This is a genomic window from Candidatus Leptovillus gracilis (genome assembly GCA_016716065.1).
Taxonomy (GTDB): Bacteria; Chloroflexota; Anaerolineae; order Promineifilales; family Promineifilaceae; genus Leptovillus; species Leptovillus gracilis.
Genome location: JADJXA010000025.1, coordinates 347,214 through 360,285, shown reverse-complemented (window position 1 = coordinate 360,285; position 13,072 = coordinate 347,214). Strand labels below are relative to the sequence as shown.

Genomic DNA, 13,072 nt, shown 5'->3' with positions numbered 1-13,072 from the left:
ACGAACTGGCGGTATGGAGCGCTGCCGGTGGCAGGCATAGATAAAAAATGGGGTGCGGTCTGGATTTGCTCCCGCCGTACCCGCTCCAACAGCACAGGGCAGCCTGGCCGCCTGTCCTGGGCTACCCACCCTCCGTTTGCCGTATCCAACCGCCAAGGAGTTTGCCAATCTCGGCCACCATACGGCTGACGTGTTCATACTGACCGGGCGACAGCCAGCCCCATTTGTAAATCAGATGCAGATACAGCCGCACTTTGCTCAGATGAATGTCGGCGGCGCGTAAGTGGCGTAGGCGGATTTTGTCCTGATACCCCTGCGCCTCCAGTAGTGATTCCTGAAAATCGAGGGCGGCAGCCGTCAATCGCTGCGTGACCGTGCTGCGGTACAGTTTGGGAAAACGTTCACTCTTGGGCAGCAGCCAGTGAAGTAAATCATAAGTTCGGGTAAAAATGACCATTTCAGAGTTAGACGACATCTTGTTTCCTCGTGTGGTGAGTTGGGAAAATCTACTGGAAGCATATCGCAAAGCAGCGCGGGGCAAACGAGGCAAGGCAGCGGCGGCCACATTTGAATCCCGGCTGGCTGACCGGCTGCTGGCTCTCCAGGACGAACTAATCGCCGGCACGTATGCGCCAGGCCCTTACCAGCATTTTATCATCCATGAACCCAAGCGACGGCTGATCAGCGCCGCCCCTTTTGGCGACCGGGTGGTACATCATGCCTTGTGCAACGTCATCGAGCCACTGTTCGAGGCGCTTTTTCATCCCCACAGCTACGCCAATCGCGCCGGCAAAGGCACGCATCGCGCCATTGACCAGCTACAGCAATACGCCCGGCGCTATCGCTATGTGCTGCGGCTGGACATCGTGCAGCATTTCCCCTCGCTCGACCATGCGATTCTGAAAGACGAGTTAGCCAAAGTCATCCACGATGAGCAAGTGCGCCACCTGATTGACGCGATTCTGCGCTCTGGCGAAGGCGTACTGGCCGACGAATACGACATGGTCTACTTCCCCGGCGATACGCTACTGGACAGCCTGCGCCAAAGAGGCTTACCCATCGGCAACCTCACCAGCCAGTTTTGGAGCAACTGCTACCTGAACCCGCTCGACTGGTTCATCACCCGCCGCATGGAATGCCCGGCTTATCTCCGCTATGTAGATGATATGGCCCTGTTCTCCGACAACAAACGGCAGTTAACGCAGTGGGGCGAAGCGGTAACAAACTTCCTGGCAACGTTGCGCCTGACCGTCCATGCCGGCTGCGCCCAGGCGCAGCCGGTCAGCATGGGCATTCCCTGGTTAGGCTTTGTCGTGTATTCCACCCATCGCTGCCTGAAACAGCGCAACGTCGGTGGTTTTCGGCGCCGGCTGATGCGCAACATCACGCTCTATCGGCGCGGCGAGATTTCGTTTGCTGAGTTAGATGCCAGCGTGCAGGGCTGGATCAACCACGTGCGGTATGGGGATACCTGGGGGCTGCGCCGGCAGTTGTTGGGCAGTCATCCCATTCCTCCGGCTTCAATGCCGATTTAGCCTATATCAGACCGGGGAAATTGAGTATACTACGGGCAAAACCAGTCAAGGAGCCTGTCATGGACAAGCCGGAAATACAGCAGCAGTTGACCGAAATCGAGAAGCAAATCGCCAACCTGGAGGGGATGGGCAGCGTCTTGTCCGCCGAGCAGTTACAGGCGGCGCTGGCCCCCCTGCGCCAGAAGAAAGCGGAACTGGAAAGCAACCTGACCGGCGCAACCTATTCCGCCACCGTGTCCGGCAGCGGGGCAATCGCGCAGGGCGTGGGGAACACGGCCGTGGGCGAGCGCGGCGTCAACGTCAGCAGCAGCAGCGTCGTCGGCCCTATCATCACCGGTGATGGCAATACGACCACCATTGTCTATGGCGTTTCGGCTGTGGGAGATGTGGCCGCCCTGCCGCCGGAACTGACACCCCTGCGCCAGTTGTTGGGGCAGTATTTCAGCCTCAGCGAACTCCATACCCTGGCCCTTGACCTGGGCATTTCCCACGACGACCTGCCGGGCAGCACCCGCCCGCAGTTCGCCGAATCCCTGATTCTGCACTGCTACCGGCAAAACCGCCTGGAAGCATTGTTACAGTTGTGCCGGGCGCAACGCGACTTTGTGGCCTGGCCGCGTGTTTCCCAATCTCGTTAGCGCGTCAGCATAGACGCAAAAGGAGCCTTCTCGTGGATAAACAAACGCTACAAACACAGTTAGCCGCCGTAGAAAAGCAGTTGGCCGACCTGGAGTCGTTACGCGGCACGTTGTCGCCGGCTCAGTTCCAGGCGATGGTCGCTCCCTTGCAGGAGAAGAAAGCGGAGTTGGCCGCGCAGTTGACCGGCACAACCTATTCTGCCGCCGTGTCCGGCAGCGGGGTGGTGGTACAGGGCGTGGGGAGCACGGCCGTGGGCGAGCGTGGCGTCAGCGTGCGCGGCAATGTCGGCGGCAGCATCATCACCGGCGACAGCGGCAGCGTGGGCGGCATCCAGGCTGGTACCATCGAGGCCGATAACGTGGTGCAGGGGATGCAGCAAATCGGCGGCGCGGCGGCCGACTCCGCCGACCTTGTCGAACTGGCGAAAGCGTTGGGCAGCGGCCGCATCAAAGCCGACAGCATCAAGGCTAAGAATGTGGTCGCCGGGCTGCAATACATCGCCGACCCGTCTCAGGCCACGCCCAACGACCTGCGCCAGGAAATCGCCGCCCTCCAGCAGCAGTTGGCCGCGGCCATCGCCGCCGGCGATTTCCCGAACGCGGGTGACGCCGATGATGTGCAGGCCGATTTGGCGGCGGCGGAGAAAGAACTGACCGCACCTGCACCGCAGGGCAGCCGGGTGGTGCGCAAGCTCAAAGCGGCCACCGAAATCCTCACCGAGAGCGCCGGCGCGGCGCAGGCCGCCGGGAAGGTGGGCATCGCTCTCATCAAGCTGGCCCCGGTTGCCGCTGCGCTGTACCAGATTGCCGTCAAACTGTTCGGCGGCTAAAGAAACGAGTACCGTATACCGTAACCCGTAATCCGTAGGCCGCGTAAATGCCAAGGGCATACGGTATACGGAACACGGAACACGGATTACGGCAGGAACACCGATGGACGCATTCACCGCCGATTATTTAAGCAACCTGGCCGCCGAACTGAGCGCCCCGATCATCACCAAAGTGGCGCGGCGCATGGCCGACAAATGGCCGGGCGACGAGACAGCGCGAGCTTTGCAGCGCTGTGTGCAGGCGGGCATCCTGGGCATGGTCAGCCGGGCCAGCCAGGATGAACCGGAACAGACGGCGCTGCTCAGCGACATCTTCACCGACTTCTTCGGCCAGGCCGACGTGGCCAAAGAGGTGGCACGGCTGGTCAGCGTGCAGCGGTTGTCGGTGGCTGATCTGCAAGAGTTATTCGAGGCGGCCGGCTACGACCCGGAGACGCTGCCCGGCCTGCGCTTCCCCGAAGCGGTGGCCGCCTTTGAAGCCGCCTTTCTGGAAACGGCCGCGGCTGAAACCGCGCTGCAACCCATCATCCAGGTGCATCAAGGCTGGGCGCAAACCGCTTTGCAGCAGCAGATGGTGGTCTTGATGCGGCAAATGGTGGCAGCGCTGCAAGCCTCACCCGGCCAACACGTAGGCATCCAGGCCGGCCGGATCGTGGCCGAAAATGTGGTCAGCGGGCCGCAGATCATCCAGCAGCAAACCGTGTTTCAGTGGGGCGGCCGCGCCGAAAAGCAGACCTGGGAGACGGCTTATCTGAAAACCCTGATTGACCAGTGCAACCGGCTGGACCTGGCGGAAGTGGATGAGCGTTTCCTGGATGACGAGGGCGGCGAGGTGCGGCTGACCGATGTGTTCACCACCCTGTACGCGGCGTGGGGGACGCAGGTGATCCGGCGCGCGCCCGGCCAGACGGTGGCCGAGGCGCTGCGAAGATTCCCCGACGAGACAGCGCACGGCCGTTCCCCCAAAGAAGAAAAAGAGACACAGCCTCTCACGGCCGTTTCCGTCACCGGCGCTTTGCCACGAGTTGTCATCCTCGGCTATCCCGGCGGCGGCAAAAGCACCCTGGTCAACTACCTGGCAACCACCCTGGCGCGGCAGCGCCTTGCCGGTGGCCCCACCGCTCTGCCGGATTGGCCGGAGACGCCGCTGCTGCCGGTGCGCATCGTCCTGCGCCGCTTTGCCGCCTGGCTGGCCGACACTGTAGGCGACAACCAGCCCGACACCAAAGCCGGGCTGGTCTGGCGCTACCTGGAAGAAAAGCTCTTCCCCGATTGGGGCTGCCGGGAGGCGTACAGTTCTGTCAAAGAAAAACTGCTGGCGGATGGTGGCGTCATCTTCTTTGATGGCCTGGATGAAGTGCCGGAGAGCGTGGTAGACGGCCGTCGCAGCCTGATCAAACAAACCATCGCCGACTTCGCCGGGCCGCTGGACACCTGCAAGGTCATCGTGACCTGCCGCGAGTATGCCTACAAAAAAGACGACGCCTGGCGGCTGCCAGAAGCACAATTTCCGGTGATTGACCTGGCCTTGTTCAAGGAGGGGCAAATCCGGCAGTTTACGGAAACGTGGTATCGCGTCACCGGCCCGCGCCAGAAGTGGGACTTGCCGCAGCAGGCGCAAGAGGCGAAACGGCTGGCCGACGCGGTGCTGGCGAAGCCCCATTTGCGCGAATTGGGTCAATACCCGCTGCTGCTCACCCTGATGGCCCAAGTACATGGCCGATATGGAGACCTGCCGGAAAACCGCGCCGACCTGTACGACCGGGCCATCAATCTGCTCCTTTCCCATTGGGAAAACCGACTGGTGCGGCGACCGGATGGTTCGCGGCAGGTGGAACCCGGCATCATCGCCCGCCTGGATTTGCGGCGGGAAGAGGTGCGCAGCGTGTTGGAAGCGATCGCCTTCGCCGCCCACGAGCGGCAGGAAGGGCAGCGCAACCGGGATGAACAGGCCGCCGACATTGGCCGTGACGAATTGTGGGAGGGATTGCTGCCCTTGGTGGGCAGCTACGACCGGGCCAAAGAAGTGACGGACTACATCCAACAGCGATCTGGGCTGCTGCAAGCCAGAGAGCATTTCACCTACGTCTTCCCTCACCGCACGTTTCAGGAGTATCTGGCGGCGGCCCACGTCTGGTCGCTGCCAGATGACCCGGTGGAGGGGCTGTACAGGCGGTTACAGCGTGATACCGCCTGGTGGCGGGAAATTTTCTTGCTGGCGGCGGGGCAGGCACGCGCCGACGCTTACCGGGTGAAATCGCTGGTGGAGCGGCTGACGGCCGGGCAGCCGCGGTCGGATGTGTCCGAATGGCAGTTGTTTTGCGCTGTTCTGGCGGCGCAGACCATTCATGAAACCAACTTCATGCGTTTTGTGCGTGGCAAGGAGGTGGAACATCCTTTTGTGCTGGTGGAAGCGGGCGGGCGTGCTTGGCTGGAGGCGGCGTTGGTGGCCGAAAGCAGCCTGAAACCAGCGCATCGGGCCCAAGCCGGCCACGCCTTGGGGCGCTGGCTTGAAGATACCCGCCCCGGTGTAGGCGTGGTGGAGCGCGGCGAGGTAAAGCTACCGGACATTGCCTGGGGAAATTGGCTGGAAGCCGGGCGCTACACAATCGGAGGGGACGAAGAGGCTTATGTGAGCCTTACACAGCAGCAAGTGACCATCCCGCATGATATTTGTTTGGCGCGTTATCCCATCACCAACGCCCAGTTTAAATGCTTTGTGGATGCGCCCGACCGGGATGAACCGAAGTGGTGGGATGGTATGCCCGATGACGAACGACAGTTTTCTGAACCCGAATTTCCTTACGCCAATCATCCCCGCGAGACGGTAAGCTGGTATCAGGCGGTGGCCTTTTGCCGCTGGCTGAGCGATAAGCTAGAGATGGACATTCGTCTGCCGCATGAGTTTGAGTGGGAAGCGGCGGCAAGGTATCCTGACGGCCGTTTTTACCCCTGGGGCAGCCGCTTTAACACAGACTGGGCGAACATAGACGAGGGGAGGATTGGGCAGCCAACGGCCGTTGGCTTGTATCCATCCGGTAAAAATGAGGCGTTGGAACTATATGACCTGAGCGGCAATGTATGGGAATGGTGTCGGAACAAATATGGCGAACCGGAAGCGGATGGCGTAGACCAAAGCCGGGACTCCCGCGTGTTGCGCGGCGGTTCGTGGCACCGCGGCCCGGACCTCGCGCGCGCGGCCTTCCGCTACAACCTTAACCCAGACCTCCGAGCCGCCTATCTCGGTTTTCGGGTGGTGGTGGCCATCTCATCAAGGCCACTGACCAGTGTTCCCGGCGGGTGACCGGTAGGGGTCGTTTGCTGCAAACGCGCCCGCCCTCTTCTCGCGCGGTAGCACGTTCCACCAACTTTGTTTGGATTGGGAGCCCATGGTTACACCTATGAAAGGATGGAAACGGCCGTTGCCCTTTTCCGGGCAGAATGAAACGACCTTCACTCCGCCCGGTTTATGGACGAAAGCACACCAGGCGGATTGTTTGGCCCGACCAGACGCTGACGTACCGCTTGGCGACAACGAGACAAATGGAAAAAGGCAGTCATGGATCCCTTGACTCACCTTATAGTTACCGCAAAAGTTTTTGGGCGAGAGCCAATTGTACTCCTGGCTGGTGTCTTGCCCGACGCGCCGTTCTACCTGACGTATCCCGCCTGGGTAATAAGGCGGGGTCAGTTAGGATTGGCATTAAAAACTCAAGAATGGCCGGATCCGCCTACCTGGATGGAAGGAGGGCATCACGTCTTCCATAGCCTGCCTTTGCTCGTCCTGGTGGCCTGGTTTATCTATTGGCGAAACGGCCGTTTGCCACGTCGCGTGCTTGGAGCCTGGGCTTTGCACATCATCATTGACATCCCGACCCATTCCCGGCGTCACTGGGCGCCGCGTTTCCTATGGCCGATTTCAAAAGTGACGGTGAATGGAGTTTCCTGGGTGGAACTGATGCAGCAAATTATGATGTACATCGGGTCAAAATCGGCGGTTTAGTAAAGGAGTTGAAGACAAACGGCCGTTTACCAGGATACGCTATTTCATCGTTGGCGATAGGAAAACAGGCAGATGATGGATTGCAGCCCTCAAGCCCTGTTGGTTATATTAACTTGGCTGTTTGGCTTTAGCCATTGTCCGCTGCTCTGTCCACCGAAAAACCAGAGACCATACAAATCCTCCAAGCACCTTGGCAATGAACTGGCCCAAAACAATAGACGGCAGAAAAGCGCCAAACGCCAAAGTAGGAAAGACCAACGAATCAACCAGAGCGCTGGGAATATTACTGCCATTGATACGCAACCAACGAGGGTATTTGCCCAACACATGATAGACGACAGCGTCTACCGTAGCGGCGGCGGCAAAAGCAACGAATGAAGCCAGCGCAATCTGTCCTGCGTTACGATTGAGTACCCAGGACAGTAGGGATCCGACGGCGATTAAAGCAGCCATCTTCACGAATAAACGATTGCCCCGCCAGGCATCATGTAGCCGGTCTCGCGCTGTCAGATCCAACCCGATGAACAGAAAAGCATTGATGATGACCATGTTGGGGCCAAAAGCGGCCACCGTCAAATTCGCCAGAACAATCGCCACCAGATACATGACAACGTAAATCATACCTTTCTCCTTCAGAATTATGTTTCGGTTTGCTTCGCTAAGTTGAGAGTGTCCAGATCACTGCTGCTGTCAGGCAATCATCAAGCACATCACAATCGGGACACTCTTGCCAAAAGGCGCGCCATCATACTGCATAAGGCAAGGGGTCCATCAGGCCCATTTCCTCAAAGGCTTTGAGTCTTTCGGCGCAAGTGGGACATTGGCCGCAAGCCATCTCGCGCCCTTCGTAACAAGACCAGGTGAGGCCGTAATCCACACCCATTTCGAGACCCTGACGCAAAATATCTGCTTTGGAATACTGAACGAAAGGAGCAAGGATTGTCACCGGCGTTCGGCGATTGAGTTTATAAACCTGGTTCAATTGCTCCAGGAATTGAGGAGTCGTATCCCAATATCCGTATACATCGTGGCGTTGTGCGCCATAAAAAATATCGCTGACGTCTTGCGTTTCAGCGAAAGCAGCAGCAAGAGCCAGGAAAATCATGTTGCGGTTAGGGACATAGGTTGGTGGCTGTGGATCGCCAAGAACATCCTGGATGTTGGGCACGGCCGTTTCCAGTGATACCAATGCCGAGTTGGCAAAGAGCGGACGCAGCAGCGCTAAATCTAGCACCAGATGGTTCTCGCAACCAAGCGCGGTTGCCTGTGCCCTGGCGTACTCAATTTCCTTGTCATGTTTTTGTCCGTAACCAAAGGTGATTACCGCCGGGTTACGCTTTTCTATTTTGATCAAATAGTGCAGCAGGGTCACGCTGTCCATTCCCCCACTGACAATGACGACTGAATCTATCATATTTGTTCACTTCCTTGTCGTGCTGACGCTTGCCACTGCGTGACAACTGCCGGAGCAGCAGCAGGCATTGTGACAAGCCAAGACTTTGTTGCGGTAGAAAGGAAACGGGGCACAAAATACCGCAGTTTTGGTAAGCCGGGTACGGGTCGTGTAACCCTTTTCTGCCACCGGCATGAAACTGATTATAGCAGTAACAGTGAGATGGACGAATGGCAGGGACTTAGTTTTGGCTAAGAAAAGCCTTTTTGAGATGGTAATAGTTGTGCAAGGCCCGGTCGCGGATATGGCTACGCTTGCCGACACCCAATATCCGTGTTGCATCTTCCTGGCATATGGGGCAGTGGCAGTGCAAAGGAGCGCTTAATCGTTTATGCGGCGCAATGCGACCTTTTAGCGGAATTGACGGAGGTTCCAAAATCCCAAAACGACGATAGGGATTACTGTAAAGAACCTCATTGTAAGCGGCGGCTTTAGCCGGTCGTGAAGAATCAAGGGAGTGGATACCCATTTTCTGGAAAGTCTGCGCTGTTTGCACTGCGCCGATACCAAAGATGTGCAGCTTCTCCGGGCCAATGATGTTGGCCACAACCTTCACTCGTTCCATAATCAGGTTGTGCTTTCGTAACTCCGCCAGTGAACCTATCCCGTACAAGGGAAAGCCGATAGCCTGCAACTCTCTGGCACAGTAAGCCAATGAATCCTCATCATTGCCCTGGATAACGGCCATCGGTGTAACGTGGTGTTCCAGTCCATTCTGGTTAATAAGAGTCTTTAGCTCATAAGCAAAGGCTATTGTTTGGGTAATACTTTTATCCCGCTCATTGGGGCTGATAGATTTGTCGAGTAGGGGATAATCACGAGCGCAGATGATCGTCGGAATTGTCGCCCCGTTCAGCAGCGCCAGTTGCCTTTGTAGCACTTGCTTGGGTGATAAAGCATCGTCAGGGGCAATCGCAAAGCGGTAACCACCGCTATCTATCAGCAGTCGGCGCGGAAGCGTTGCCAGACGATCAATTGTCCAGTCTTGAGCCACCGACGTAATACTCACCAGTAAGGCGCAATCTGGATCGTAGACGGGATAAAGGGGATCTCCGGGATACCAACTTACGTAGAAGTCCATGTCACATCTTGTTCTTTATTGCGAACACGTTAACCACTGTGTAAACTAGCACACGTAGCGATCTGCGTCAATGGTTCGCTAACCTGGAGAGATCATGCTATTTCGTCCTGTATCCGGTCCAGAACTGGAAGTCGTCTACACCTTTGTGGCTCAGAATACGAAGCCGGTCTCGCGCCAGGCGATTTATCAGGCCTGTCTTCCAGACTATAAAGACAAGCGAGCTGTTTCACCCCAAAGCATTGACGACGCTCTCTCCTTTCTCGTCGCCGCTTTTCTGATCGAAGACCGCGATGGGTTTTGTCTGGGGGAACCGGAAAGGCCAACAACCTCCTTCCGGTTAACCGTGATTGCTCGTTTGCAGGCGCTTGCCAGTCGAAAAATCACGCCTAACCACGAATTAGATTCGTTGTACTTGCTGCTGCTACAAGAGCTTTTTATCAAACCGAATCATCTGTACGTGAGTGACGTTCACACCGAGGCGAACAAGTTGCGACCTGTCGCTGAGTTAGGCGGTCTCAGTCAGGAAAAAATCCGTTCCTGGAAACGAGTAATGGCTTACCTGGGTATAGGGCGACGCATCGGCGATGGGTTTCAATGCGTTTATTCCCCCACCCTGTTACAAGAAATTCTCGTCGTGTGGGATAGACGCGAGGGGTTTATCCAGGACTTTTTGGAAGAGCACCTGGCGGGCTATTTACCCCACCAGACACAAACCGGCAACCTGGCGCACGCAGTTGGTCAGCCGTTGTGGTACTTACATCAGCAGCGAAACATCTTAATGCGCCCTTATCAGGATGCACCCAACAAGCCCTATTTCGCGGAACAGCGGTTACGTTATCTTCTTTGCAACGGGGGTGGGGCTTGAGTAGTAACCTATCTATCTTTGCGCCCACTGCCGACCAACGGTATTTATTGGGCGCCGATCTCTTTTTGCGCACCCACTATCCCATGACCATGCGCAGCTATCAGCCTAACGGCCATCTCGAAATGTTGACAGAGGATGCGTTACTGCGGCGTGTTCTGGGGCAACAGAATGGTTTGGGCAACCGCATCTGGGTGTTGTACGGCGCCCCGGGATCGGGAAAATCGGAGCTGATTAAATGGCTAGAGACGCGCATCCTCCAGGAAGAACCGCAGCGGGGCCAGGTAATGGTGCGTATTTCGCGCCATGAGCTAGATGTTCTTAGCATCGTCAATCGTTTCCTGACTTTGTTGCCCAATCAGTTTCTCAACGAAACGACGACACAGCGCTGGAGTGCCGCTCGGCAGAAATCGCGCACGGTCACTAAAATGATTCTCTTGTTCGCTCTGGAGAACCTTCTCGATTCGGATGACCTGATCAACGCTCTTTTCTACCGCTTGCTGAATGCGCTGCAACCACACGTAGACAGAATCCTGGCGTTTGAACCAGGAGATATAGACGAGTCTATGGGCGTGGAGCTGATTGGTCAGGAAACCTGGTCGGCTATTCTTCGAGAAACATCCCTGCCCGTTCCGGTAGCTTACGAACAGTTCCGTCATCAATTGACCACCGCTTTTCGTGACCATCTGCTGGAAGGTCTATCGCTGGCTGAAACGATGCAGCGTATTTCGTATCATTGTCAGGCAGAACAGGGACAGCGGCCTCTTTTGCTGGTGGACGATTTGGTGCAATCCCTTAATATCTTTGCCACTGATCTACTGGATTACCTCCTGACGTTGGAAGCAGGTAACTGGGACGTTGTTTTAGGGCTAACGCCAGCCGCGTTTGAAGATAGCTTGCGCGGCCGCGGATTGTTGCAGCGCATCAGCCATCTGGACACGATAGATGACCGTGTCGGGAAAATGTGGTTGTCAGATGAAACGGGCAAGGAGTCTTACGTCTTAACCGAAGCAAACTGTGATGAGTTTGCATCTCGCTATCTGACAGAGATGAATGACAACACTGTACCGGGCCTGCCCTATTTCCCATTCACGCGGGAAGCGCTGGTGCGCATTTACCGCGCTTTGCCTGCGGGTAAAGGGAAAGTACGGTATTTTGTTCGGTATCTGCACGAGATATTGCGGCGCACTACCACGGGTGAAGACCCGTTGGATGTGCTGGTAGATTTCGCTCGGCCGGAATATATCGCCAGAGTGGAAGACAGTCGTCTGGCGCGTTTGTGCGAGTTTTACGGACCTTTGTTGGAGCCAGACAGTGATAATCTGATTGCTCTGCCGGGAACTCTGCTGCTGGCCTTCGCCATTACCGCAGAACAAAGGGCAATTCCCGTTGAGCCTCTCATTCGTTTTTACCAGCCCCGCGAAGCAACGAGCAGCCTGATCATTGAGGACGAAAGCCAGATGGTTGTTAGAGACTGGCTTCTGGGCAAGTCGGTCAACCGGCAGATGCTGCGGTCCTTGCGTCAGGGTGCGGCACGTTGGCTGCGCACTGTGCAGCCCATTGACTGGATATATCGGGAGCATGTAGCCAAGCCGCGTGGCGCGCTACGCTGGCGCAAAACGTATCTGGATGTGCGCCTGCCCATTTATCTGGAAGGAGTAGATGAAGCACAGGATGGCATCGCGCTAACGCGCGATATTGGCATGATAGCTTTCGACTTATGCCGGTACGGAACAGCGACCGGCAGTGAAACGAAAAAGTTACAAGAACAATTGGCGACGGCCAAAGAGCTTGTCTCTTTGCAAATGACAGCAGACAACTATCGCCAACGTGTAAGGCTTGATCTTGAGACTCAGTTGGGTATGAAGGTGGAGCTGCTGGCGTTAGTATTGCAAACATTTGCCCTGGTTGTCAAAGGCGAAGGAGCCTACCGTTTACCAGGTTTTCCTGCTGATTTCTGGTGTTGGGTCAATGACACGCATCAGCGTTATCGGTGGCGGCATGAACAAATCAGTGACAGGAGCTGGCAGGCATTTCAGTTTCTGTTCGATGATTTTTTCGAGTTGCGTCAGGGGTTTTACGATAGTGTTCTCATTGGGCAATTGTTGAAAGACGTACCTTATGAGACGTGGTTTTCCAGATTGGCCCAGATGGATGTGTCAGAAATAGACAAGGATTATTTGCTGGAGGGACGGCCGTTAGCCAACGTATTGAGCCAGGTCCAGCGTTATATCGAGCAATGTGAACAGGCGGGGTCTACAACCTTATCAGATCGCACAAGTCGGGTGGTTGATGCCTGGCGACGTGGTGAGAGCGTGGCTTTGACGGAAGTGTCTCCTGAAGTACAGGAAGAGATACGGATGTTAGTGCCTGATGTGTACACCGCCTTACGTCTGCATCTGGTTGAAACAGAAGAAGGATCTTACAAGGAGCGAGAAACATGAAACAGGCTGATACAAATCCAGACAAGGTTTTGCACGTCGTGCTTGAGTTAATGGAGGGGCAGGAAGTTGACGTGACATTGGCGCCCGATACAGTGGCGTTGATAACACGCGATGTTCAGAAGGCACTGGATGAGATAGACGTTTCTTTAGCGGAAGTGTATGAGATTGAGATGGTACGGCCGTTTGAGTAGACGACTATTATTTAAGATTTTGCCCAAATAGGAAA

Annotated in this window: 12 protein-coding genes; 8 read left to right on the top strand and 4 right to left on the bottom strand. The window is 56.3% G+C overall.

What is annotated here, in order from left to right:
* Positions 1 to 121: 121 nt before the first annotated feature.
* On the bottom strand, positions 122 to 475 hold the full coding sequence (gene avd, locus IPM39_27640) for a diversity-generating retroelement protein Avd (GenBank protein MBK8989790.1): 354 nt from the start codon (positions 473 to 475) through the stop codon (positions 122 to 124).
* On the opposite strand from avd, the gene IPM39_27635 reads away from it, so the two are divergent.
* The 5 genes from IPM39_27635 (at position 450) to IPM39_27615 (ending at position 7,006) form a co-directional block, all read left to right on the top strand.
* Positions 450 to 1,535, top strand: a complete 1,086-nt coding sequence (locus tag IPM39_27635) for an RNA-dependent DNA polymerase (protein ID MBK8989789.1) — start codon at positions 450 to 452, stop codon at positions 1,533 to 1,535. The genes avd and IPM39_27635 overlap by 26 nt on opposite strands.
* A 59-nt stretch (positions 1,536 to 1,594) precedes the next feature.
* Positions 1,595 to 2,173 (top strand): hypothetical protein, encoded by a 579-nt coding sequence (locus tag IPM39_27630; protein MBK8989788.1) that lies wholly within the window; start codon positions 1,595 to 1,597, stop codon positions 2,171 to 2,173.
* Between the two features lie 32 nt (positions 2,174 to 2,205).
* Positions 2,206 to 3,003, top strand: a complete 798-nt coding sequence (locus IPM39_27625) for a hypothetical protein (protein MBK8989787.1) — start codon at positions 2,206 to 2,208, stop codon at positions 3,001 to 3,003.
* A 103-nt stretch (positions 3,004 to 3,106) separates the two neighbouring features.
* Positions 3,107 to 6,307, top strand: coding sequence for an SUMF1/EgtB/PvdO family nonheme iron enzyme (locus IPM39_27620; GenBank protein ID MBK8989786.1), 3,201 nt, complete (start codon positions 3,107 to 3,109; stop codon positions 6,305 to 6,307).
* Between the two features lie 393 nt (positions 6,308 to 6,700).
* Positions 6,701 to 7,006, top strand: coding sequence for a hypothetical protein (locus IPM39_27615; GenBank protein ID MBK8989785.1), 306 nt, complete (start codon positions 6,701 to 6,703; stop codon positions 7,004 to 7,006).
* 108 nt (positions 7,007 to 7,114) lie between these two features.
* Here IPM39_27615 and IPM39_27610 read toward each other — a convergent pair whose 3' ends face one another.
* The 3 genes from IPM39_27610 to IPM39_27600 form a co-directional block, all read right to left on the bottom strand.
* The gene (locus IPM39_27610; protein ID MBK8989784.1) at positions 7,115 to 7,627 is read right to left on the bottom strand and encodes a VUT family protein; all 513 of its coding nucleotides are present in this window, start codon (positions 7,625 to 7,627) and stop codon (positions 7,115 to 7,117) included.
* A 124-nt stretch (positions 7,628 to 7,751) separates the two neighbouring features.
* Positions 7,752 to 8,420 carry a 7-cyano-7-deazaguanine synthase QueC gene (gene queC, locus IPM39_27605; protein ID MBK8989783.1) on the bottom strand — a complete coding sequence of 223 codons (669 nt, stop codon included), beginning with the start codon at positions 8,418 to 8,420 and terminating at the stop codon, positions 7,752 to 7,754.
* A 220-nt stretch (positions 8,421 to 8,640) separates the two neighbouring features.
* On the bottom strand, positions 8,641 to 9,540 hold the full coding sequence (locus IPM39_27600) for a hypothetical protein (GenBank protein MBK8989782.1): 900 nt from the start codon (positions 9,538 to 9,540) through the stop codon (positions 8,641 to 8,643).
* 94 nt (positions 9,541 to 9,634) lie between these two features.
* On the opposite strand from IPM39_27600, the gene IPM39_27595 reads away from it, so the two are divergent.
* The 3 genes from IPM39_27595 to IPM39_27585 all read left to right on the top strand — a co-directional run bounded on the left by IPM39_27595 (position 9,635) and on the right by IPM39_27585 (position 13,037).
* Positions 9,635 to 10,405: a hypothetical protein gene (locus tag IPM39_27595; protein MBK8989781.1), complete on the top strand. Its 771-nt coding sequence runs from the start codon at positions 9,635 to 9,637 to the stop codon at positions 10,403 to 10,405.
* A gap of 83 nt (positions 10,406 to 10,488) precedes the next feature.
* The gene (locus IPM39_27590) at positions 10,489 to 12,846 is read left to right on the top strand and encodes a hypothetical protein (GenBank protein MBK8989780.1); all 2,358 of its coding nucleotides are present in this window, start codon (positions 10,489 to 10,491) and stop codon (positions 12,844 to 12,846) included.
* A complete protein-coding gene (locus IPM39_27585) occupies positions 12,843 to 13,037 on the top strand; it encodes a hypothetical protein (GenBank protein ID MBK8989779.1) in 195 nt (64 codons plus the stop codon). The genes IPM39_27590 and IPM39_27585 overlap by 4 nt, the downstream gene beginning before the upstream one ends.
* The last annotated feature ends 35 nt before the right edge of the window (positions 13,038 to 13,072 follow it).

What these genes read in the sequence shown, in the direction of transcription:
- IPM39_27635 (MBK8989789.1), top strand. Translation starts at nt 450, where the DNA reads ATGACCATTTCAGAGTTAGACGACATCTTGTTTCCTCGTGTGGTGAGT.
- avd (MBK8989790.1), bottom strand. Translation starts at nt 475, where the DNA reads ATGTCGTCTAACTCTGAAATGGTCATTTTTACCCGAACTTATGATTTA.
- IPM39_27630 (MBK8989788.1), top strand. Translation starts at nt 1,595, where the DNA reads ATGGACAAGCCGGAAATACAGCAGCAGTTGACCGAAATCGAGAAGCAA.
- IPM39_27620 (MBK8989786.1), top strand. Translation starts at nt 3,107, where the DNA reads ATGGACGCATTCACCGCCGATTATTTAAGCAACCTGGCCGCCGAACTG.
- IPM39_27610 (MBK8989784.1), bottom strand. Translation starts at nt 7,627, where the DNA reads ATGATTTACGTTGTCATGTATCTGGTGGCGATTGTTCTGGCGAATTTG.
- queC (MBK8989783.1), bottom strand. Translation starts at nt 8,420, where the DNA reads ATGATAGATTCAGTCGTCATTGTCAGTGGGGGAATGGACAGCGTGACC.
- IPM39_27600 (MBK8989782.1), bottom strand. Translation starts at nt 9,540, where the DNA reads ATGGACTTCTACGTAAGTTGGTATCCCGGAGATCCCCTTTATCCCGTC.
- IPM39_27595 (MBK8989781.1), top strand. Translation starts at nt 9,635, where the DNA reads ATGCTATTTCGTCCTGTATCCGGTCCAGAACTGGAAGTCGTCTACACC.
- IPM39_27590 (MBK8989780.1), top strand. Translation starts at nt 10,489, where the DNA reads ATGACCATGCGCAGCTATCAGCCTAACGGCCATCTCGAAATGTTGACA.
- IPM39_27585 (MBK8989779.1), top strand. Translation starts at nt 12,843, where the DNA reads ATGAAACAGGCTGATACAAATCCAGACAAGGTTTTGCACGTCGTGCTT.